Origin of the sequence: Vibrio sp. FF266 (genome assembly GCF_041439695.1) — a bacterium.
In the GTDB taxonomy this organism is placed as follows: domain Bacteria; phylum Pseudomonadota; class Gammaproteobacteria; order Enterobacterales; family Vibrionaceae; genus Vibrio; species Vibrio tasmaniensis_A.
Genome location: NZ_JBGOOO010000013.1, coordinates 71,691 through 91,257 on the forward strand (window position 1 = coordinate 71,691; position 19,567 = coordinate 91,257).

General features: G+C 44.3%; 18 protein-coding genes. 12 read left to right on the forward strand and 6 right to left on the reverse strand.

Features of this window, described 5'->3' with window-relative positions:
• Nucleotides 1-64 precede the first annotated feature (64 nt).
• The 9 genes from ACED59_RS12070 to cobB all read left to right on the forward strand — a co-directional run bounded on the left by ACED59_RS12070 (nucleotide 65) and on the right by cobB (nucleotide 10,278).
• Entirely contained in the window at nucleotides 65-1,726 is a 1,662-nt protein-coding gene (locus ACED59_RS12070; protein ID WP_017097852.1) for a 4Fe-4S dicluster domain-containing protein, read from the forward strand.
• A gap of 9 nt (nucleotides 1,727-1,735) precedes the next feature.
• Nucleotides 1,736-2,404, forward strand: coding sequence for a molecular chaperone (locus tag ACED59_RS12075; protein ID WP_029223933.1), 669 nt, complete (start codon nucleotides 1,736-1,738; stop codon nucleotides 2,402-2,404).
• Nucleotides 2,405-2,480: 76 nt separating this feature from the next.
• Nucleotides 2,481-2,681 (forward strand): twin-arginine translocation signal domain-containing protein, encoded by a 201-nt coding sequence (locus ACED59_RS12080; RefSeq protein WP_029222953.1) that lies wholly within the window; start codon nucleotides 2,481-2,483, stop codon nucleotides 2,679-2,681.
• A 10-nt stretch (nucleotides 2,682-2,691) separates the two neighbouring features.
• Nucleotides 2,692-5,547 carry a formate dehydrogenase subunit alpha gene (locus ACED59_RS12085; RefSeq protein WP_371704779.1) on the forward strand — a complete coding sequence of 952 codons (2,856 nt, stop codon included), beginning with the start codon at nucleotides 2,692-2,694 and terminating at the stop codon, nucleotides 5,545-5,547.
• An 11-nt stretch (nucleotides 5,548-5,558) separates the two neighbouring features.
• Nucleotides 5,559-6,167 carry a formate dehydrogenase FDH3 subunit beta gene (gene fdh3B, locus ACED59_RS12090; protein ID WP_010440854.1) on the forward strand — a complete coding sequence of 203 codons (609 nt, stop codon included), beginning with the start codon at nucleotides 5,559-5,561 and terminating at the stop codon, nucleotides 6,165-6,167.
• Nucleotides 6,168-6,180: 13 nt separating this feature from the next.
• Nucleotides 6,181-7,254: a formate dehydrogenase subunit gamma gene (locus ACED59_RS12095; protein ID WP_017097855.1), complete on the forward strand. Its 1,074-nt coding sequence runs from the start codon at nucleotides 6,181-6,183 to the stop codon at nucleotides 7,252-7,254.
• Nucleotides 7,238-7,654: a hypothetical protein gene (locus ACED59_RS12100; RefSeq protein ID WP_010440849.1), complete on the forward strand. Its 417-nt coding sequence runs from the start codon at nucleotides 7,238-7,240 to the stop codon at nucleotides 7,652-7,654. The genes ACED59_RS12095 and ACED59_RS12100 overlap by 17 nt, the downstream gene beginning before the upstream one ends.
• 411 nt (nucleotides 7,655-8,065) lie before the next feature.
• Entirely contained in the window at nucleotides 8,066-9,286 is a 1,221-nt protein-coding gene (locus tag ACED59_RS12105; protein ID WP_029223934.1) for an ammonium transporter, read from the forward strand.
• Between the two features lie 257 nt (nucleotides 9,287-9,543).
• On the forward strand, nucleotides 9,544-10,278 hold the full coding sequence (gene cobB / locus ACED59_RS12110; RefSeq protein WP_017097857.1) for a Sir2 family NAD+-dependent deacetylase: 735 nt from the start codon (nucleotides 9,544-9,546) through the stop codon (nucleotides 10,276-10,278).
• A 109-nt stretch (nucleotides 10,279-10,387) separates the two neighbouring features.
• On the opposite strand, the gene ACED59_RS12115 is transcribed toward cobB, so the two are convergent.
• The 6 genes from ACED59_RS12115 to potA form a co-directional block, all read right to left on the reverse strand.
• Nucleotides 10,388-11,254: a GGDEF domain-containing protein gene (locus tag ACED59_RS12115; protein ID WP_017097858.1), complete on the reverse strand. Its 867-nt coding sequence runs from the start codon at nucleotides 11,252-11,254 to the stop codon at nucleotides 10,388-10,390.
• Between the two features lie 102 nt (nucleotides 11,255-11,356).
• Nucleotides 11,357-12,394 carry an extracellular solute-binding protein gene (locus ACED59_RS12120; RefSeq protein ID WP_029222954.1) on the reverse strand — a complete coding sequence of 346 codons (1,038 nt, stop codon included), beginning with the start codon at nucleotides 12,392-12,394 and terminating at the stop codon, nucleotides 11,357-11,359.
• A 227-nt stretch (nucleotides 12,395-12,621) separates the two neighbouring features.
• Nucleotides 12,622-13,656 carry an extracellular solute-binding protein gene (locus tag ACED59_RS12125; protein WP_017097859.1) on the reverse strand — a complete coding sequence of 345 codons (1,035 nt, stop codon included), beginning with the start codon at nucleotides 13,654-13,656 and terminating at the stop codon, nucleotides 12,622-12,624.
• Between the two features lie 137 nt (nucleotides 13,657-13,793).
• Nucleotides 13,794-14,564 (reverse strand): spermidine/putrescine ABC transporter permease PotC, encoded by a 771-nt coding sequence (gene potC, locus ACED59_RS12130; RefSeq protein WP_017097860.1) that lies wholly within the window; start codon nucleotides 14,562-14,564, stop codon nucleotides 13,794-13,796.
• On the reverse strand, nucleotides 14,564-15,421 hold the full coding sequence (gene potB, locus ACED59_RS12135; protein WP_012603924.1) for a spermidine/putrescine ABC transporter permease PotB: 858 nt from the start codon (nucleotides 15,419-15,421) through the stop codon (nucleotides 14,564-14,566). Before potB ends, potC begins: the two co-directional genes overlap by 1 nt.
• Entirely contained in the window at nucleotides 15,405-16,520 is a 1,116-nt protein-coding gene (gene potA / locus ACED59_RS12140) for a spermidine/putrescine ABC transporter ATP-binding protein PotA (RefSeq protein ID WP_017097861.1), read from the reverse strand. Before potA ends, potB begins: the two co-directional genes overlap by 17 nt.
• A 329-nt stretch (nucleotides 16,521-16,849) precedes the next feature.
• Here potA and ACED59_RS12145 point away from each other — a divergent pair, with 329 nt between their 5' ends.
• The 3 genes from ACED59_RS12145 to ACED59_RS12155 all read left to right on the forward strand — a co-directional run bounded on the left by ACED59_RS12145 (nucleotide 16,850) and on the right by ACED59_RS12155 (nucleotide 19,313).
• Nucleotides 16,850-17,698, forward strand: a complete 849-nt coding sequence (locus ACED59_RS12145) for a membrane protein (protein ID WP_009846719.1) — start codon at nucleotides 16,850-16,852, stop codon at nucleotides 17,696-17,698.
• Nucleotides 17,691-18,539 carry a glucosaminidase domain-containing protein gene (locus ACED59_RS12150; protein WP_029223935.1) on the forward strand — a complete coding sequence of 283 codons (849 nt, stop codon included), beginning with the start codon at nucleotides 17,691-17,693 and terminating at the stop codon, nucleotides 18,537-18,539. The genes ACED59_RS12145 and ACED59_RS12150 overlap by 8 nt, the downstream gene beginning before the upstream one ends.
• Before the next feature lie 123 nt (nucleotides 18,540-18,662).
• Nucleotides 18,663-19,313 (forward strand): DUF2987 domain-containing protein, encoded by a 651-nt coding sequence (locus tag ACED59_RS12155; RefSeq protein WP_017097863.1) that lies wholly within the window; start codon nucleotides 18,663-18,665, stop codon nucleotides 19,311-19,313.
• The last annotated feature ends 254 nt before the right edge of the window (nucleotides 19,314-19,567 follow it).

Here is a 19,567-nt window from a genome sequence, read left to right on the forward strand (position 1 = left end):
TTCTCTATCGCTTACTACAATGAAGGTTGAACAGATTATCCATGTCCATAGATGGAACTGAGCAATGCTTAAACAATTATTAGAACAAGCAACTTCAAATAACGCTAAAGCAAGACTGTATGCATTTGAAAATACAGTAGAGTTAACAAATCTGATTCCACCTACTGTTAGCTACGAAAGCGGCGGTAACACACTTGTTATTGGTCCAACTGCGATCATTGAAAGTGCTGCGGCGCAATTACCTCAATTAACGAGCTTAACCTTATTGTCAACAGACGGCGAAAAGGGCACAAACCCAGAACTGTACTTCGCGAATTCGGTTCAAGTATCGGGTTTCCTCGGCACGTTTGAAGTCATGATTGAGAGTAAAGGCACATCAAGCAACCTAGCGAAAGTCGCCATTAATCACGATTGTTTCGATGTTGTTCTAGACCTATGTCTGAACAGCTGCATGACAGAAGAAGTACCTGTTCCTGGTTATTACCCAGTAGGGCGAGGCTATCCAAAACTGGCCGAAGCACTGGAAGAGATTCCAACGCTAATGGGCACGTTCGATAAGCCTAAGTTCTTCCGTTTAGACACCGACCTTTGTGCGCACAGTTCACGTGGCGTTAAAGGCTGTGAGCGTTGTGTTGATGCTTGTCCTGCTGGCGCACTATCAAGTGAAGGCTCAGACAAGACAGGTCACAAGATCGAGATTAACCCTTACCTATGTCAGGGCGTTGGGACTTGTGCAACAAGCTGTCCTACAGAAGCGATTACCTATGCGCTTCCAAATCCTGACGATACGCAAAAGTTCATTGAACGTACGCTAGCTAACTATGAACATGCAGGCGGTCTGGACCCAATCGTACTTATCTGTAGCTCACGTCATGAAACTTACAACGTGATGGCTCTTAAAGCGCTACCAGATAACGTGATTCCAATCGTTGTTGAAGAATTGCCTTCTATTGGTATTGATACTTGGTTTGCAGCGTTAGTGAATGGCGCAACTCAGGTTCTGTTTGCTGCTTCTCGCTTTATGCCAGAGACGATCATTCGTGTCCTAAATAACGAAGTAGGGATCGCTCAAGAGTTACTAGACCAAATCGGTGTTCCAAAAGAAACCATCGATATCCTGTATTTGGAATCTCTACGTGAAGGGCCTCCAACACTGTGTGTTGATTCGTTCGATCTTGCACTTGGCGATCTTCAAGGCAATAAACGTCAACGTCTATTCACAGCACTTGACGCGATGTCTTCATCTCGTATTCCTGTTGAAAACATTGTTGAGCTTCCTTCGAATGCGCCTTATGGCACGGTTTCATGTGAAAGCAAAGATTGTACTTTGTGTATGAGTTGTGTGGCGGTTTGTCCTACACGTGCTCTTCATACCGATGGCGCGTCTCCATCACTTAAGTTTGTAGAACAAGACTGTATTCAATGTGGTCTGTGTGAAAAGGCATGTCCTGAGAATGTTCTTACTCTGACTCCTCGTATGAATTGGGTGAAAGAAGAACGTCAGAAGGCTGTTGTGATTCATGAAGAGAAAGCAGCGGAATGTTTACGTTGTCATAAACCATTCGCACCGCAGTCTATGATTGACATGTTACAAAGCAAGTTACGCGGTCACTCTCATTTCTCAGATGAGACAGCAATTAATCGTATTGCGATGTGTGAAGACTGCCGTGTGGTAGACATGTTCGATTCAATGGCTCAAGACCCATTGAAACAATTGAAATACTAGGAGTTGGCCTTGGATACTCATTTGGATCAGGCACAAGAGCCTGAGCTCGCAAAAGAATTAAAGCAAGAACAGACACTAAGAACTGAAATCTATCTGGTTCTTTCTGCATTGTTTCGTAGCGCACCTTCTGAAGAGGTGATCAACTTTCTCAAGACGCTAGACATTGAAGCGTCTGAGAGTGCGATGCAAAAGGCTTGGATTGCGATTCAACAAGCCGCAACCGAATCAAACCGCGAAGCACTAGAAGATGAGTATCAGAATCTTTTCATTGGCATTGGCCGCGGAGAGATTGTTCCATTTGGCTCTTGGCATAGAACTGGCGCCATGATGGAAAAACCATTAGCAGAGATTCGTCATGACCTAGAACTTTTAGGCATTGAACGTGATGATCAAGTGAAAGAACCAGAAGATCATATCGCGGCTCTTTGTGAAGTAATGGCGATGCTAACCGATGAAGAAGACGCGCTACAACAAGCCGTTTTCAATAAACATATCGGGCCTTGGTTTAACTCTTTTACACGTCAGCTTGAAAGTGCAGAAAGTGCGAACTTCTACAAATCAGCAGCACAGCTATGTGAAGCATTCTTAACGTTGGAGCAGGTTCGTTTCAGCGTGAATACAAAAAGCAGTAAACACAAATTAAAGATTGATGTGAAAAACGTCACTGATTACGAGTAATCGAGCAGTACGCGATTATATCGATAGAGGGGCATGAAGCCTCCAAAAAGATCTACCGCAAGGTAAGGAAGCAATGATGAAAGATAACAAAGAAATAGATACAAGCCGTAGAGACTTACTCAAAGGTTTAACGACTGCAGCCGTTGCTGGTGCCGTTGTCGCTGGTACAACGAAAGTGGCAACTGCTTCAGAAACGGTTGAAATGCCGAAAGAAGACGTGAAGAAGACGGGCTATCGTGAAACGCAACATATTCGCGATTACTACGACACACTTTAGGAGATAACGGATGAAACTTGTCAAACGCTCCGATAGTGTGAGCAAAGAAACCAATCAACTGGGTGTGTCTCGACGTGCCTTCATGAAAAACACCTCATTAGCAGCTGGTAGCGCGGTAGTAGGCGCAAGTCTATTCGCTCCAGGCATGATGAAAAAGGCGCAAGCTAAGTCAGTCGATCCTGAAGCAAAAACAGAAGTGAAACGCACTATCTGTTCTCACTGTTCTGTGGGTTGTGGTATTTACGCTGAAGTTCAAAACGGTGTTTGGACGGGTCAAGAGCCTGCATTCGATCACCCATTCAACGCTGGTGGACACTGTGCTAAAGGTGCAGCTCTGCGTGAACACGGCCACGGTGAGCGTCGTCTTAAGTACCCAATGAAATTGGAAGGCGGTAAGTGGAAGAAGCTTTCTTGGGAACAAGCGATTGAAGAGATCGGTAACAAGGCACTAGAACTTCGTAAAGAGTCTGGCCCTGATTCGGTTTACTTCCTAGGTAGTGCAAAACACAGTAACGAGCAAGCTTACGCATTCCGTAAGATGGCGTCTTTGTGGGGAACAAACAACGTTGACCACCAAGCGCGTATTTGTCACTCAACCACAGTAGCCGGTGTTGCAAACACTTGGGGTTACGGTGCGATGACAAACTCGTTCAATGACATGCACAACTGTAAATCGATGCTGTTCATTGGTTCAAACCCTGCAGAAGCTCACCCAGTAGCAATGCAGCACATCCTAATCGCGAAAGAGAAGAACAACTGTAAGATCGTTGTGGCAGATCCTCGTCGTACGCGTACGGCTGCGAAATCTGATCACTATGTTTCTCTACGCCCGGGGTCAGACGTTGCGTTTATCTGGGGTGTGCTATGGCATGTCTTTGCTAATAAGTGGGAAGACAAAGAATTCATCCGCCAACGTGTATTTGGCATGGACGAGATCCGTGAAGAAGTCGCGAAGTGGAGCCCAGCAGAAGTTGAACGCGTAACAGGCGTAAGCGAAGAAGACGTTTACCACACAGCAAAACTGCTTTCTGAGAACCGTCCAGGTTGTATCGTTTGGTGTATGGGTGGTACTCAACACACGACGGGTAACAACAACACACGAGCTTACTGTGTACTTGAGCTTGCGCTAGGTAACATCGGTAAATCAGGCGGCGGTGCAAACATCTTCCGTGGTCACGATAATGTACAAGGCGCAACTGACCTTGGCGTACTGTCTGACACACTTCCAGGTTACTACGGCTTGTCTGAAGGTTCTTGGCGCCACTGGTCTAAAGTTTGGGACATCGATTTTGACTGGGTGAAAGGACGTTTCGACGACAACGCATACGGCGGTCAAAAACCAATGAACAGTGCAGGTATTCCTGTATCTCGTTGGGTTGATGGCGTACTTGAAGACAAAGACAAGATCCGTCAGCGCGAAAACATCCGTGCCATGTTCTACTGGGGTCACGCGGTGAACTCTCAGACTCGTGGTCCAGAGATGAAGAAGGCGATGCAGAAGCTGGATATGATGGTTATCGTTGACCCATATCCAACAGTTGCAGCAGTGATGAACGATCGCACAGATGGCGTTTACTTGCTTCCAGCAACCACTCAATTTGAAACCTACGGCAGCGTAACGGCATCAAACCGTTCTCTACAGTGGCGCGACAAGGTTGTTGATCCTCTGTTCGAATCTAAGCCTGATCACGAAATCATGTACCTTCTTTCTAAGAAGCTTGGTTTCTCTGATCAACTGTTCAAAAACATCCGTGTTGAGAACAACCAACCGTTGATTGAAGACATCACTCGTGAATTCAACAAAGGTATGTGGACGATCGGCTATACAGGTCAAAGCCCAGAACGTTTGAAAGAACACCAGCAAAACTGGCACACGTTCCACAAAACAACGCTTGCTGCAGAAGGCGGCCCAGCGAATGGCGAGACTTACGGTCTTCCTTGGCCATGCTGGGGCAACCCAGAGATGAAACACCCAGGTACGCATATCCTTTACGATACGTCTAAACCGGTTGCTGAGGGCGGCGGTAACTTCCGTACTCGTTTCGGTGTCGAATTTGAAGGTCAAAGTCTATTAGCTGAAGACAGCTACTCAAAAGGCAGCGAAATCAAAGACGGTTACCCAGAATTCAGTGACAAACTGCTGAAACAACTGGGTTGGTGGGACGATCTAACCGCAGAAGAGAAAGCTTCAGCGGAAGGTAAGAACTGGAAGACTGACGTTTCTGGTGGTATCCAGCGTGTGGCTATCAAACACGGTTGTATCCCGTTTGGTAATGCGAAAGCGCGTGCGATTGTTTGGACATTCCCAGACCGTGTACCTCTACACCGTGAGCCACTTTACACGCCACGTCGTGATCTTGTTGCTGATTACCCAACTTGGGACGACAAAGAAGCGATTTTCCGTGTTCCTACGTTGTACAAGTCAATTCAAGACCAAGACAAGTCTGCTGAATACCCAATCATTCTGACTTCTGGTCGTCTGGTTGAGTACGAAGGTGGTGGTGAAGAAACACGTTCAAACCCATGGCTAGCAGAACTTCAACAAGAGATGTTTGTTGAAGTGAACCCGAAAGACGCAAACGACATTGGCTTTAAAGATGGTGATGATGTTTGGGTTGAGGGTGCAGAGAAAGGCCGTATCAAGGTGAAAGCGATGGTCACTCGTCGTGTGAAACCGGGTTTAGCGTTCTTGCCGTTCCACTTCGGTGGTAAGTTTGAAGGCGAAGATTTGCGTTCTAAATACCCTGAAGGCACTGATCCTTACGTTATTGGCGAAGCAGCCAATACAGCAACCACATATGGTTACGACCCTGTCACGTTGATGCAGGAAACGAAAGTAACCCTTTGTAATATTCGTAAAGCGTAAGGAGTCTTAAAATGGCTAGAATGAAATTTCTTTGTGACACCAAACGTTGTATCGAATGTAACGGTTGTGTCACTGCATGTAAGAACGAAAATGATGATGCTCTGGAATGGGGTATTCAACGTCGCCGCGTTGTGACACTGAACGATGGTGAACCGGGTGAAAACTCTATCTCAGTCGCATGTATGCACTGTACTGATGCCCCTTGTATGGCAGTTTGCCCAGCAGACTGTTTTGAACATACAGAAGACGGCATCGTACTTCATAATAAAGATCTATGTATCGGTTGTGGTTACTGCTTGTTTGCTTGTCCGTTTGGCGCACCTCAATTCCCTAAACAGGAAGCCTTTGGTGAGCGCGGTAAAATGGACAAATGTACCTTCTGTGCTGGCGGCCCTGAAACAGAACCAGGTTCTGTGGAAGAGCGTCAGAAGTACGGTGCGAACCGTATTGCTGAAGGCAAGCTACCAATGTGTGCTTCGCTTTGTTCAACAAAAGCGCTGCTTGCAGGTGATGCTGAGCAAGTCTCTGATATCTTCCGTCAGCGTGTTGTAGAACGCGGAGCGAAAGGTGCTGGTTGGACAGACGGCAACGACCTTTCTTACGATGCGATGAAGAGCTAGTTAGGAGAGACATATGCTTACAATGTTTAAGCGTCTCTTCCTTGTTGTGCTGCCGATGTTGGCAGCACTAGCAATGCTGTCTCCTTTGAGTCATGCATCTGAGACGAACTCATCACAAACTCAATCGAGCTCTGCTGAAAGAGAAATCACACAACTTGCTGGCGCTGATTTTTGGCGACAAGTAAGAAACGGTGAGGAAGGTTACACCACATCTCAATCTGCTGAGCACGGTGTGTTAATCAGTACGCCCGGGCAAACGTGGTACATATTGAAAGAGAAGTGGATGTCGCCAGCCGGTGCCGTCGCTATCTTTGGCAGTATTGCTTTCGTTACTCTAATGTACGTTGTGATTGGCCCATTAATGCTGAGTGCGCCAAGAACTGGCCGTAAGATCAAGCGTTGGTCTCGACTGGATCGTGCGTTGCACTGGAGCATGGCGTTTACTTTCTTAACGCTCGCGTTCAGTGGTTTGATGTTGGTTTACGGCAAGCACTTTTTGAAGCCGTATATTCCAACTGACCTTTGGGGCTTTATCGTTCTATTGGCGAAGCAATACCACAACTACATCGGCCCGATTTTCTATGTGCTATTGATGGCTGTTCTTATCAAGTGGTGGCGCAAGTCGATCTTCAAAATGGTCGATATTCAGTGGTTCATCAAACTAGGCGGCATGGTAGGGAAACACAAAGGTTCTCATCCATCGGCAGAGTTTTCGAACGCGGGTGAAAAAGCGCTATTTTGGCTGCTTATCGTTATGGGCAGTGTCGCAGCGATCAGTGGCTTGGTGTTAGATTTCCCAATCTTTGGCCAAACACGACGTGATATGGAGCTTTCGAACTTAGTTCACATGCTTGCTGCTCTGATCCTTATCTGTGGTTTTGTGTTCCACATCTACATCGGCCTGTTCGGTATGGAAGGCGCACTAGAAGGTATGGTAACGGGCGAAGTCGATGAAACTTGGGCTAAAGAACATCATGACCTTTGGTACAAAGAAGTGATGGAACAAGAGAAAAACGGCGTTGAACAAAGCGCTAACGTAGCAACAGAGAAAATGGAAGGGGTGAATAAGAATGAACAAACCTCATAAGGGTATTTGGGTTGCTTACATCCTAAGCTGCTTTACACCATTTACTTGTCTTCTCTCTGGTGTGATTGCCATTATCTACGCGGGCTATCGTTTAGATAAAGGCGAAGACGGCGAAGTAGTGGATACCCATTACTACGGCTTGATTCGCTCGTTCTTTTTGAACCTGACGTTTTTTGTTGTGCTTATCGTCACGGTAGCGACCTCAAACGGCGTGTTAATTGGTGTGAACGATTACTGGTATCAAAACCATATTATCGATGACATCGCTTACTACATTCCATATGTGGGCATGTTATTTGGTGGTGTGGCGATTGTGGTGTGGTTTATTCGTATGTATCAAGGCATGCAGCGTTTAAGTCAAAACCTACCGCAAAACCCGACAACAGGTCCAAACCTTTAAGCGTTTATATGTAAGCCGTTCGGGTTACCAAACTCGATAATAGCTCCTTTGCGATGAGTTAACTGTAATCAGCGAAAGACCTTAAAAGCCCTGTGATTCATTTCACTGGGCTTTTTGTCGTTTGGGCGCTAGGTAACTGATCTAATGCCTTATATTGACCGCATCAATATGGTGCAATTCCCACAATTGGTGCAATCAGTTATCGAATGTTTTCTCTCTCTGAGAACCAATAAAGTGCACCTAAGAAATTAACCACAAAGAATCAATAACTTAAAACCAAACTCTGTTGCACGTTTTTTGCGTAACCAAGTTGGAACGCATCTTGCGTTTACTGTTGAGTCTTTAATTAATTACGACATCAATTCGCACGGTTCTAGTGCAATTGAGACAAAGCTAAGGGAGAGAGCTTTAATGAGTCAAACGGTTAACCAAGTTCATAGCGCAGTACAGAGCTTGACGCAGAGTTCGGATACTCTGTTTTTATTATTAGGCGCCATCATGGTCTTCTTAATGCACGCAGGCTTTGCATTTTTGGAAGTAGGTACAGTTAGAAAGAAGAACCAAGTTAATGCGTTGGTTAAGATCCTCTCGGACTTTGGAGTCTCCGCCATTGCTTACTTCTTTATCGGTTATTGGGTCGCTTACGGCGCGCACTTTTTTGCCGACGCAGAAACGCTATCGCAAGGGAATGGATACGAGCTAGTTAAGTTTTTCTTCCTAATGACCTTTGCCGCAGCAATCCCTGCGATTGTATCCGGTGGTATTGCAGAACGTGCACGTTTCTATCCAATACTCATCGCAACACTGTTCACCGTAGGCTTTGTTTATCCATTCTTTGAAGGCATCATCTGGAACGGTAATTTTGGTTTCCAAGATTGGCTTGAGGCGCAATTCGGTCATGGCTTCCATGACTTCGCGGGCTCTGTTGTCGTTCATGGTGTTGGCGGCTGGATTGCATTGGTCGCGGTTTACTTCCTTGGCATGCGTAAAGGCCGAATCCGCGCTGGCAAACACACCAACTTCGCACCATCGAACATCCCTTTCTTAGCATTAGGTTCTTGGATCTTATGTGTGGGTTGGTTTGGCTTCAACGTGATGTCTGCTCAAGCAATCAATGGCATTAGTGGACTCGTGGCGATGAACTCACTCATGGCAATGGTCGGCGGTATTCTTGCGGCTCTAATTGCAGGTAAAAATGACCCAGGCTTCATTCACAATGGACCTTTAGCTGGTCTCGTCGCTATTTGTGCGGGTTCAGATTTAATGCACCCACTTGGCGCTTTGGTGACTGGCGGCGTGGCAGGCGCGCTGTTTGTTTACCTATTTACTTACATGCAAAACAAAACACAGATAGATGATGTACTGGGTGTGTGGCCTCTACACGGCGTATGTGGTGCTTGGGGTGGCATAGCAGCAGGTATCTTCGGTTCGCAAACATTCTGGGGGCTAGGGGGCGTAAGCTTTACTGCTCAGGTGATTGGTACACTAGCAGGCATTACGGTAGCTTTAATCGGTGCATTGGTTGTCTACGGTGTGTTGAGCAAAGTAACTGGCCTAAGGTTAAGTGAAGAAGATGAGTTTAATGGCGCGGATCTTTCAATCCATAAGATCTCGTCTATCAACGAAGACTAACGTCGTTCGTTTTGATGGGGTAAAGCTACATCTAGTAGACATCAGTTAACAAATCTAAGCGGCTTCGGTCGCTTTTTTATTTCTGTGAAAAGCAAAACAGAGAGTTTGAGTAAGAACGGCAACAACTATCAAGCGAGTTATGTCACAAATAGCCAATGAATTCAGTTGGCTAAGACTATGGTCTAATCCCTAAAACTATTGTTGGAATTTGAACAGTGCTAAGCTGTTACCAAGTGACATATTGAAAAGGACGTTATATGCATTTCCCATATCGAAATATCGTAATTCTTACTGGCGCCGGTATCTCTGCGGAGTCGGGGATACAAACATTCCGAGCACAAGACGGATTATGGGAAAACCATAAAATCGAGGATGTTGCGACACCTGAAGGTTTTGCAAAAGATCCTGACCTTGTACAAGCGTTTTACAACAAGCGTCGTCATGGATTACAGAGTGAAAATATCTTTCCAAATTCAGCCCACAAGGCGCTAGGAGAGCTTGAAGATAAGCTCGATGGCAAAGTAACTATCATCACTCAGAACATCGACAATCTGCACGAGAGAGGCGGTAGCAGCAATATCATCCACATGCACGGTGAGCTTCTTAAGGCACGTTGTAGTGAGTCAAACCAAGTTCTAGAGCACAAAGACGACATTCATACTGGTGAATTGTGCCATTGTTGCCAGATACCAGCTCAAATGCGCCCTCATATTGTGTGGTTTGGCGAAATGCCATTGAGGATGGGCGACATTTATTCAGCGTTAGAAGAAGCTGATTTGTTCATCTCGATCGGCACGTCAGGTGTGGTTTATCCAGCCGCAGGTTTTGTACATGATGCTAAAATGCATGGAGCACATACGATCGAGATAAACCTCGAACCCAGTGCGGTAGAGAGTGAGTTTGAAGAGAAACGTTACGGTAAGGCGAGTATCGAGGTACCTAAGCTAGTCGGTGAGCTATTGCTGTCAGAGAAGGGGTCTCTAACGGCCTGACCTTGTGCCAATAAATTGATTGACCCGCTTAAGGTTGGAACTTGAGAGCTCGTTATCAGCAACAGTTATCATTTATCAGTGGCAAACTGACATTTATTCAGATAAGGCTCTAGTCATCGGTTTGCCTTGTTGTTTCTATATTCAGGCAATTTGTCTCTAGATTAGGACAAGACGTGCACCAAGAGTTTTGAACAGGTCGTTGAGCTTTTTTCATTTCGTACATCGCCTTATCGGATTCAACCAATGCCTGTTTAAAATTATCTCGGCTGGTCACTTCGATACCGTAAGAAAAACTAATGTTCTCACCATGCAGTAAGTTATTGACTTGGCTGACAAACTCACCACCACGACCGAGCTGAGCCGTTGCAACAAACTCATCACCACCCACTCTAAACACCATTTCATCTTCCAAAGCAGTTTGCCTCAGAGCCTGAGAGAAACGAACAATCATTAAATCTCCAACTTTGTGGCCTTTAAGGTCGTTTGCCTCTTTTAGTCCATCTAAGTCGAAGTAAATGAGCTCAAACTCTGCAAGTTTGATCGCGTCAAACTTCTTGCGATTATACAAACCAGTAAGCTCGTCGCGTTTACCTTGGTCTTTGATTTTTCCAGTTAATTCTGTAATGCCGTAAGCGATCAATAGAAATGCGATTTGTAGCAACCCGTCTTCCAAGAAGGTATCTATTAGTTCATTTTGGTCAGCCCACTCATCAAGATGTTTAAGCTCGGTTGATACGTCATAAAATAGGTTAAAAATGAGTAATAGAGCGCCGTAGCGAAGAACTTTGTGGGGACGAATTGAATGACGCGCAACATAATAGATGTACATAGTGATCACGAGGGTATTTGTTTCGAAAAACAAATCATAGTTTGAATCAATATGAATAAATGAACTCAAGCCAAGCATCAACAGTGATGCTAACAGCATAAAAGTCACAACTAACAGGATAGGGTTTGCTTGCATATGTAATCGCACTTCGTATTGTTTGCTCAATCCTATATAAATTCTGAATAAAAATAAAGCGGCTTACGCCGCTTTATTTAACTTACTAGCAACAATTAAATTTTTGCTAACAAATTAGTTGTCTACTTTAAGTTTTTGAAAGTACTCGTCATAAATAACGCTCGCTTCGCCAACTTCGTCTTGCCAAACACCATTATCCATCACTGATTGTGGCGGGAAAACGTTCTTATCTTCAGAAAATTCTTTCGGAAGAAGAGGGTAAGCAGTTTTAACGGGTGTTGGGTAACCGATCTCAAGAGCAATTTTCGCAGCGTTTTCAGGGCGAAGTAGGAAGTCGATCATCTTATGTGCCGCTTCAGTGTTCTTAGCACCAGCTGGAATCGCTAGGCTATCCATCCAGAAGATAGCGCCTTTCTCTGGCCAGATAATGTCAATCGTTGCGCCTTCTTGACGTGCCATGTAAGCAGAGCCATTCCAAAGCATACCAAGAGACACTTCACCCGCTAGGTAAGGGTTTGCTGGGAAATCTGAGTTAAATACCAATACGTTTGGCATTAGCTTACGAAGTTCTTCGTACGCTTCTTTGATTTCTTCAGGATTAGTCGTGTTTGGAGAGTAACCCAGTTTAGACAGTGCGATATGGAAAACTTCACGAGAGTCATCCATCATCATCAGTTGACCTTCCCACTGTGTATCCCACAGATCGCCCCAGTTTTTAACTGAAGACTTGTCTAGCATATCTGAGTTGATACCAATACCCGTTGCGCCCCAGATGTATGGGATCGAGTAGTTGTTATTTGGGTCAAATGGCTTATCTAAGTAATTTGGATCCAAATCTGCAAAGTGGCTTAGCTTAGTTTTATCAAGCTCTTGAAGCATGCCTTCTTTACGCATCTTAGAAACGAAGTAAGTAGAAGGAACGACCAAGTCGTAACCCGTACCTTGAGTTTTTAACTTAGCGTACATGCTTTCGTTAGACTCATAAGTTGAGTAATAGACTTTAATGCCAGTCTCTTCGGTGAAGTCTTCTAGTACTTCATTTGGAATATATTCAGACCAGTTGTAAAAATACAGTTCTTGGTCAGCTGCGAAAGAGGGTGTAGAAAGTAAAGTAGCAGCACACAATGCGCCGGTATACAGTGTTTTTTTCATTACTGTTCCGTTCATTTGTTTGATTTGGAGCTGGGTATTGAACCCAAAGTAAATGGATTTCTAAAAATCGCGCTAAATTATAGCAGTGATATAACAAAATAGGCAGCCTAAGCTGCCTATTCATTGATATTCTTATTTTTAGTTTGTTGATTACCTAACTAGGCTTGTTAAGTAAACCAGTTACTTATTAGCCTCTTTTGACCGGAGCAATTAGATAACAAACTCGCTTACTGACCGGCTTTAAGTTTCATGAAGTAATCTTCGTACTTCACCGTCTTATCACCAACCGCAGCTTGCCATTCCACACGATCAAGGTCTTCTTGAGATGGGAACAGCGCAGGGCTGTCTTTAAACTTCTCGTTAGACGCTTTAACGGCTGTTAGGTAGCCTGTGTCACGAGAGATTTGCTCTGCAATTTCTGGGCGAAGTAGGAAGTCGATCATCTTATGAGCTGCATCTACGTTTACCGCACCAGAGCTAATCGCAAAGTTATCAACCCAACCGATACCGCCTTCTTTAGGGAAAACCAGTTTGATTGGTAGACCTTCGTTTTGCGCAGCAGCAGCAGAACCATTCCAAAGCATACCAAGACCCACTTCACCAGACATGTATGGCGCACCAGGGTTATCTGAGTTAAATACTAGAACGTTCGGCATTAGCTTTTGTAGTTCAGCGTAAGCTTCGTCGATCTCTTTCTCGTTGGTTGTGTTACCAGAGTAACCTAACTTACGCAGTGCGATGTGGAACACTTCACGCGTGTCGTCCATCATCATCAGTTGGCCTTCAAGCTCTGGCTTCCATAGATCAGCCCAGCTTTGGAAGTCTTCCGGATCGTATATTTCAGTGTTAACAGCAAGACCTGTAATCGCAACTACGTGTGGAATAGAGTAGTCGTTGCTTGGGTCGTACGGCTTATCTAAGTAGTTAGTATCTAGGTTCTTGAAGTTGTACAGCTTAGTTTTGTCGATTTTTTGTAGCATACCTTCGTCACGCATCTTAGAAACGAAGTAAGTCGACGGCACAACTAGGTCGTAGCCTTTGTTGTGTGTTTTTAGCTTTGCGTACAAGGTTTCATTCGACTCGTAAGTTGAGTAGATAACCTTGATTCCAGTTTCATCAGTGAACTGTTCTAGAATCTCACTATTGATGTAAGGTCCCCAGTTCATGAATACCAATTCTTTGTTATCTTTTGCAAATGATGATGCAGATAACATTGAAAGCGCACATGCACTACCAGCTAATAGAGTAGCCCATTTTTTCATTGACGTTAGCTCCAAACTAAACGTTGCCTAAAGGCAGTAGATAGAAAAACAGAATGGCAATTTACCATTCTGTTTATGAATAACACTTTTGTTAAACTTGAATCTTATCAAGTCCGTCTCAGTAAACAGTAGGAGACTTACTTGATTTTCTCTCTCGCTAACAACTGAGAAATAATCACCAGTATTAACGACACCACTAACATCACTGTTGCTAGGGCGTTGACCTCTGGAGATATACCGACTTTAACCATCGAGTAAATCTTCAGTGGCAAGATTTCGTAAGTTGGACCTGTTACGAAAGAGCTGATGATCACATCGTCCAAAGACAGAGTGAAGCTCAATAACCACCCCGCAGCAACCGCTGGCTTAGCAAGAGGCAGGATGATCTGTTTTAGAATCGTCCACTCACTTGCACCTAAGTCTTTTGCTGCTTCTAGCATCTTCACATCAAAGCCATTCAAGCGACTGTAAACCGTTACCACAACGAACGGTTTACAGAAAGTAATGTGCGCTGCAAGTAGGGTAAAGAACCCAAGTTGCACACCCATAACCAAGAATAGCGCAAGAAGCGAAATCGCCATTACGATATCTGGTGACATCATCACGATGAACAACATGCCATTGACGATGCCTTTACCTTTAAATTGGTAACGGAATAGGGCAACGGCTGTCAGGCTTCCGACAATCGTTGCGGCAGTCGCTGAGAACACCGCTACGTTGATCGAATGCCACGCAGCCTGCATTAGGCTGTCGTTGTTAATCAGCGCGTCATACCACTTGGTGGTAAAACCACCCCATTTCATGCCGAATTTATTGGCATTAAATGAGTTTGCAATCAATACGATAATAGGTAGGTATAGAAAAGCGTATACCAACGCCATAAAGCTGAACTTAACTGTGCGACCCATTAGTCTAGCTCCACTTTCTTATTCAATAACTTGCCTGCACGGTAGTAGGCATAAAGCATCACAGCCATTGCCACGGTCAGTGCAATACTCGTCGCAGCGCCAAACGGCCAGTCCCGAGCATTGAGTACTTGGCTCTTAATCACGTTACCAATCAGCAGGTTCTTTGCTCCGCCTAATAGGTCAGAGATGTAGAACATACCTAATGCAGGTAATAACACCAATAAACAACCGCCGACAATACCTGGCATAGTCAGTGGTAACACGACTTTCAATAGCGTTTGCAGTTTGTTCGCACCTAAATCTTTAGCCGCTTCTAAATAAGTGTCGTCTAGCTTTTCGATTGCTGAGTACAACGGCAAAATCATGAACGGGAGTAGGATATACACTAAACCGATCATTACTGCCGTTTCTGAATACATAATACGAAGTGGCTTATCGATAATGTCTAACGCCAACAAGCCTTTGTTCAACACACCTTGAGTACCCAGAACCACTTTTAATCCGTAAGTACGAATCAGTGAGTTAGTCCAAAATGGCACAATCACTAAAAACAACATGATTGGACGCCACTTCGCAGGCATCTTTGCCACGATATAGGCGAACGGGTAACCAATGATTAAACAAAGCAGGGTAGCAACGATTGCCATATAGAAAGAGTGCATCAGCACTTTAAAATACAGCGGATCAGCCAAACGCACATAGTTATCGAGAGTAAAGGTCATCTCAATCAAGTTAGCTTCATCACGAGTTAAGAAGCTAGTACCGATGATCATGATGTTTGGAATCATCACGAACAGCACTAACCAACCTGTGATTAAAGCAACAATTGCGTTTTGTAAATTAAACTTCTTGCTCATCTTCTAATACCACTTCCCAGCTCTCAACCCAAGTTACTGCAACTTTTTGGCCCAGTGAGTGATCAACATCAGGGTCATCTTCGTTGAAGAATTCGCTAACCATGACACGCATACCCGACTCAAGTTCTACGACTGAATCTAATGTCATGCCTTTATAGGTTCGCTCGACAATGTAACCAACAATACCGCGTTGCTCAGATTCTTTGATTTCTTCGATACGAAGATCTTCAGGGCGAAGCAATACTTGCAGTTTTTGACCCGGTGTTACGTCTTTATCGTGATAGATAATGGACTCTTCACCTTCGATTGTCGCAACAATGCGCTTTTCATCTTGACGAGATTTAGCTGTCGCTTCGAATACGTTAATTTCACCAATGAAACGCGCTACGAATAGGTTCTTAGGCTCTTCGTAGATCTCTCTTGGTGTTCCGTCTTGTTCAATCACGCCATCACGCATAACAATAATGCGGTCGGACATAGAGAGTGCTTCTTCTTGGTCATGCGTTACAAAAATGAACGTGATACCAAGTTGGCGTTGCAGTTGTTTCAGCTCGATTTGCATCTGTTTACGTAGTTTGTAATCAAGAGCAGATAAAGATTCATCCAACAAGAGAACTTTAGGCTTATTAACGACAGCACGAGCGATTGCGATACGTTGCTGTTGGCCGCCAGATAGCTGGTGTGGCTTTCGTTGTGCCATTTGCTCTAAGCGCACCATTTTCAAAGCATCCATTACACGAGGTTCAATCTCGCTGCTTGGAACTTTCTGCATGCGTAAGCCAAATGCCACATTATCGAAAACGGTCATATGCGGGAATAGGGCATAGCTTTGGAAAACAGTGTTTACATGCCTTTGTTCAGCAGGAACTTGGGTTACGTTCTGTCCAGCTAATAGTATTTCACCACTATCCGCCGTTTCAAAACCCGCAATCATTCTTAGCACGGTTGTTTTACCACAACCTGATGGGCCTAAAATCGTGAGAAACTCACCATGATTTACGTTTAAATCCAGATTGCCGATGACTTCCTTACCATCGAAACTTTTACTGATGCCAGTTAGCTGTACTACTGGCTTCCCTACTGATTTTTTAGCGTTCAACGTCTGTTTTTCTCCACCTTGGTTCTATTTGAGACCTGTTGCTATACACCTCTAAGGCGCGCATCATAATCACCAAAAACGTGAATTCAAAGCATTTTTTATCTTTCGAAGACAAAAAAATTCGCAGGTAAAAGTAAACATCCTTTACCATACTGTTATTTGTTGGGTTCACACCCTAACAAGTGTCTAATTATTAACCATTAAGACGTAAAAGCAAGCCTTGTTACAGATTCATATTTTAGTTTGCATCCGACATATGGGTATAATGAAGGTAATTTTTTATCAATAAGTTAGGTGCCTTCGTTTAGTTGGCGCACCTAGGTATCAATATGAACAACGACATCGAAAAAGATTTTAATTTGGGCGGTAGTATCGACCGTGCACTTTCCGGCGATTATGAGCTCAAAGCAACGGCTGTATTCCAAGAGGCTTGGAAACATACGATAAGTCACTTTCTTTCGTTTTCCCCTGCGATTGTTGCGCTAATGTTCGTACAATTGGCTATCTTTTATATCGCACTAAAACTGCAACTTGGTGACCCTGCAGTTATCTTAGATGCGGTAATCGACCCTGAGGCCTTTACACCCCAGATCGTTGAATCGATTTTCATTGCGAATTTTAGCTATGAAGTCGTCAGTGCACCTATCTATGCCGGCATCTGTTTAATGGCAATGAGCCATGCTGCAGGTCTTCAAACTAAAGTGCGCCACATAGGCAAAGGTTTACAGTTTACGATCCCCGTTATTCTAGTGACTTTGTTCAGCCTAATGCTTCAAGGCATCGCTGGTATGATTCTGCCATTTCTGTCTATCTACTTCTCACTTGCGTTCAGCAACTCAATTCTGCTGATTTGTGATAAAAAAGTTCCACCGATGCAATCGCTATTACTTTCTCTAAGAGCAGTAAATAAGAAGATCTTCGTAGTCGCGTCTATATACCTAATGGTTATGCTGATGTTCATCGTTGCTGCGATGATGTACGGCATTGGCTTGATCTTCGTTCTTCCATTCTTCTTCCACGTGAAAGGTATCGTTTACCGTGAAATGTTTGGCATCAAGCTGAAGATAATTGCATCAGACCGCCCAATGAGCGATGACGATAGCGATGGCGGTAACAATAACGGCAACAACAGTAGCCATGGTAACAAGAACAAAAACCCGCAGGTCTTCGATGCGTAATAACGACAAAGGCAGCGCGAGTAAATCTCTTGCGCTCAAGGTAACAACACTAGCAATCGTGGGTTCTATCTCACTGATTGGCCCATACCTTTACCAAGAAGAAGAACGCCGACGTACGACAGAACAGAGCTCTACTTCAGCAGACCAATTTGATGACTTGACTGTTGCTTCAAGCGCACCAAACTTTGCGGCTATTAAGGATGTAAACGAGAAAAAAGACGCGTTTTTCTCGTTCCTACGCCCAAGCATCAAGATTGAAAACAAACGTATCACCAAAGAGCGTGCGTTTTTAACTAAGATCTCTGAATCAGGTATTACGAATATTGATTCAGAAGACATGTCGTATGCGAAAAGGCTAGGGAAGTTATACAGCTTGCCAGTGCCATCTTCAGGATTAGATCAAGCTTGGCTTACGGAAATGCTTAGTCGCGTAAACGTACTGCCAGAGGCGCTTGTATTAACACAGGCTGCCAATGAATCGGCTTGGGGGACATCACGTTTCGCCACCAAAGCAAACAACTATTTCGGACATTGGTGTTACAGCAAAGGTTGTGGCCTTGTTCCGCTACAACGTAACGAAGGCAGCTCGCATGAAGTAGCAACATTTTCTTCAAGCCAAGAATCCGTACACCGTTACTTCATGAACCTTAATCGTAACCGTGCCTATGCAGATTTAAGAGCCATTCGTGCGCAACTGGCAGCAAATGGTAATGATCTGTTAACCAAAGAAACGGCGACCGAATTGACCAATGGCTTGTTAAAATATTCTGAGCGAGGTTCAGACTATGTGACTGATTTACAAGCTATGATCCGTCACAACAAGGTATACTGGGAAAAGTAACTCATTTGGATATCCGTTTGATTGACTTCTTTAGTCAATTTGACACCAAGCAATATCGCAAAAGAACAGCTCATTGGCTGCTCTTTCTATTTATAAACGCTCAACTTCAACAAGATTATAATAATGAAAAAGACAGCACTCGCTTTATTAGCCACTTTAAGTTTTGGGGTTTCTCTTCCAGCTTCGGCGCAAGAATACATGTTCACGTATTCTAAACTCTATACTCAGCTGAAAAACAACACCAAAGAAGGGCACGATGATGTCAAAGTTGCGGTGTTCTTTGTTGACCAACAAGCACAGAAAACCTGTCACATCAGCAAAGCTTGGATGGAGAAAGAAGAGCACTACGAAGAGCTAAAAGTGTCTCCTGCGAATGAGCTGCTTCTACCTGTAGATCAAAACCTGCGCTCAGCAAATCCTCTTATCTTTGTGCAAACCCAAGAACAAGAGTGCGCATATTCGCTCGTTGTAATGACTCAAGAGCCTTTAGCTGGCAATGTTGAAGTTGCACAACTAGAAAGCCTGTTACCACAGATGCAGGCAATGCTAGAAGACGTCAGCGGCATGTTCTCTAGCTGGTTCACACCTGATATCCAAGGGTTAACGTTGGAGTTCAATGACAAGCTTGAAGGCAACATTGCTCTATCTAACGGTAAACAGATCCCAATTAAAGAAGGGCGTGCTAAATTCACCTTAGAAGAGCTGAATGGAAGTGACAGCATCACTTTACCAGAGCCAACGGTTCGCGTATTACCGTACATTCCCGCGCAATAAGTCTAGCTAGAAGCACTCCCTACGCTTTGAGGAAGTAGTTCTTAAGCAGCCTGGTCTTTTAGAGAAGGCTGCTTTTCTTTGTCTACTATACAAACCTCGAATTTGTTAAGACGCGTTTATCTAACCGTTTAGAGAGCTTAAAGCTCAAAAGAATCGGAATCTTTCCAATACTCAGCTTGTTAATCCTGCCGTTACTATTTCAACATCAAATAAAAATCCGTATAATCCACGCCCTAAAACAGTCCCACTAGCAA

Coding starts and splice junctions, on each gene's coding strand:
- cobB (WP_017097857.1), top strand. CDS start 9,544: ATGCATTTCCCATATCGAAATATCGTAATTCTTACTGGCGCCGGTATC.
- ACED59_RS12145 (WP_009846719.1), top strand. CDS start 16,850: ATGAACAACGACATCGAAAAAGATTTTAATTTGGGCGGTAGTATCGAC.
- ACED59_RS12155 (WP_017097863.1), top strand. CDS start 18,663: ATGAAAAAGACAGCACTCGCTTTATTAGCCACTTTAAGTTTTGGGGTT.
- ACED59_RS12125 (WP_017097859.1), bottom strand. CDS start 13,656: ATGAAAAAATGGGCTACTCTATTAGCTGGTAGTGCATGTGCGCTTTCA.
- ACED59_RS12120 (WP_029222954.1), bottom strand. CDS start 12,394: ATGAAAAAAACACTGTATACCGGCGCATTGTGTGCTGCTACTTTACTT.
- ACED59_RS12095 (WP_017097855.1), top strand. CDS start 6,181: ATGCTTACAATGTTTAAGCGTCTCTTCCTTGTTGTGCTGCCGATGTTG.
- fdh3B (WP_010440854.1), top strand. CDS start 5,559: ATGGCTAGAATGAAATTTCTTTGTGACACCAAACGTTGTATCGAATGT.
- potC (WP_017097860.1), bottom strand. CDS start 14,564: ATGGGTCGCACAGTTAAGTTCAGCTTTATGGCGTTGGTATACGCTTTT.
- ACED59_RS12100 (WP_010440849.1), top strand. CDS start 7,238: ATGAACAAACCTCATAAGGGTATTTGGGTTGCTTACATCCTAAGCTGC.
- potB (WP_012603924.1), bottom strand. CDS start 15,421: ATGAGCAAGAAGTTTAATTTACAAAACGCAATTGTTGCTTTAATCACA.
- ACED59_RS12070 (WP_017097852.1), top strand. CDS start 65: ATGCTTAAACAATTATTAGAACAAGCAACTTCAAATAACGCTAAAGCA.
- ACED59_RS12080 (WP_029222953.1), top strand. CDS start 2,481: ATGAAAGATAACAAAGAAATAGATACAAGCCGTAGAGACTTACTCAAA.
- ACED59_RS12150 (WP_029223935.1), top strand. CDS start 17,691: ATGCGTAATAACGACAAAGGCAGCGCGAGTAAATCTCTTGCGCTCAAG.
- ACED59_RS12085 (WP_371704779.1), top strand. CDS start 2,692: ATGAAACTTGTCAAACGCTCCGATAGTGTGAGCAAAGAAACCAATCAA.
- ACED59_RS12105 (WP_029223934.1), top strand. CDS start 8,066: ATGAGTCAAACGGTTAACCAAGTTCATAGCGCAGTACAGAGCTTGACG.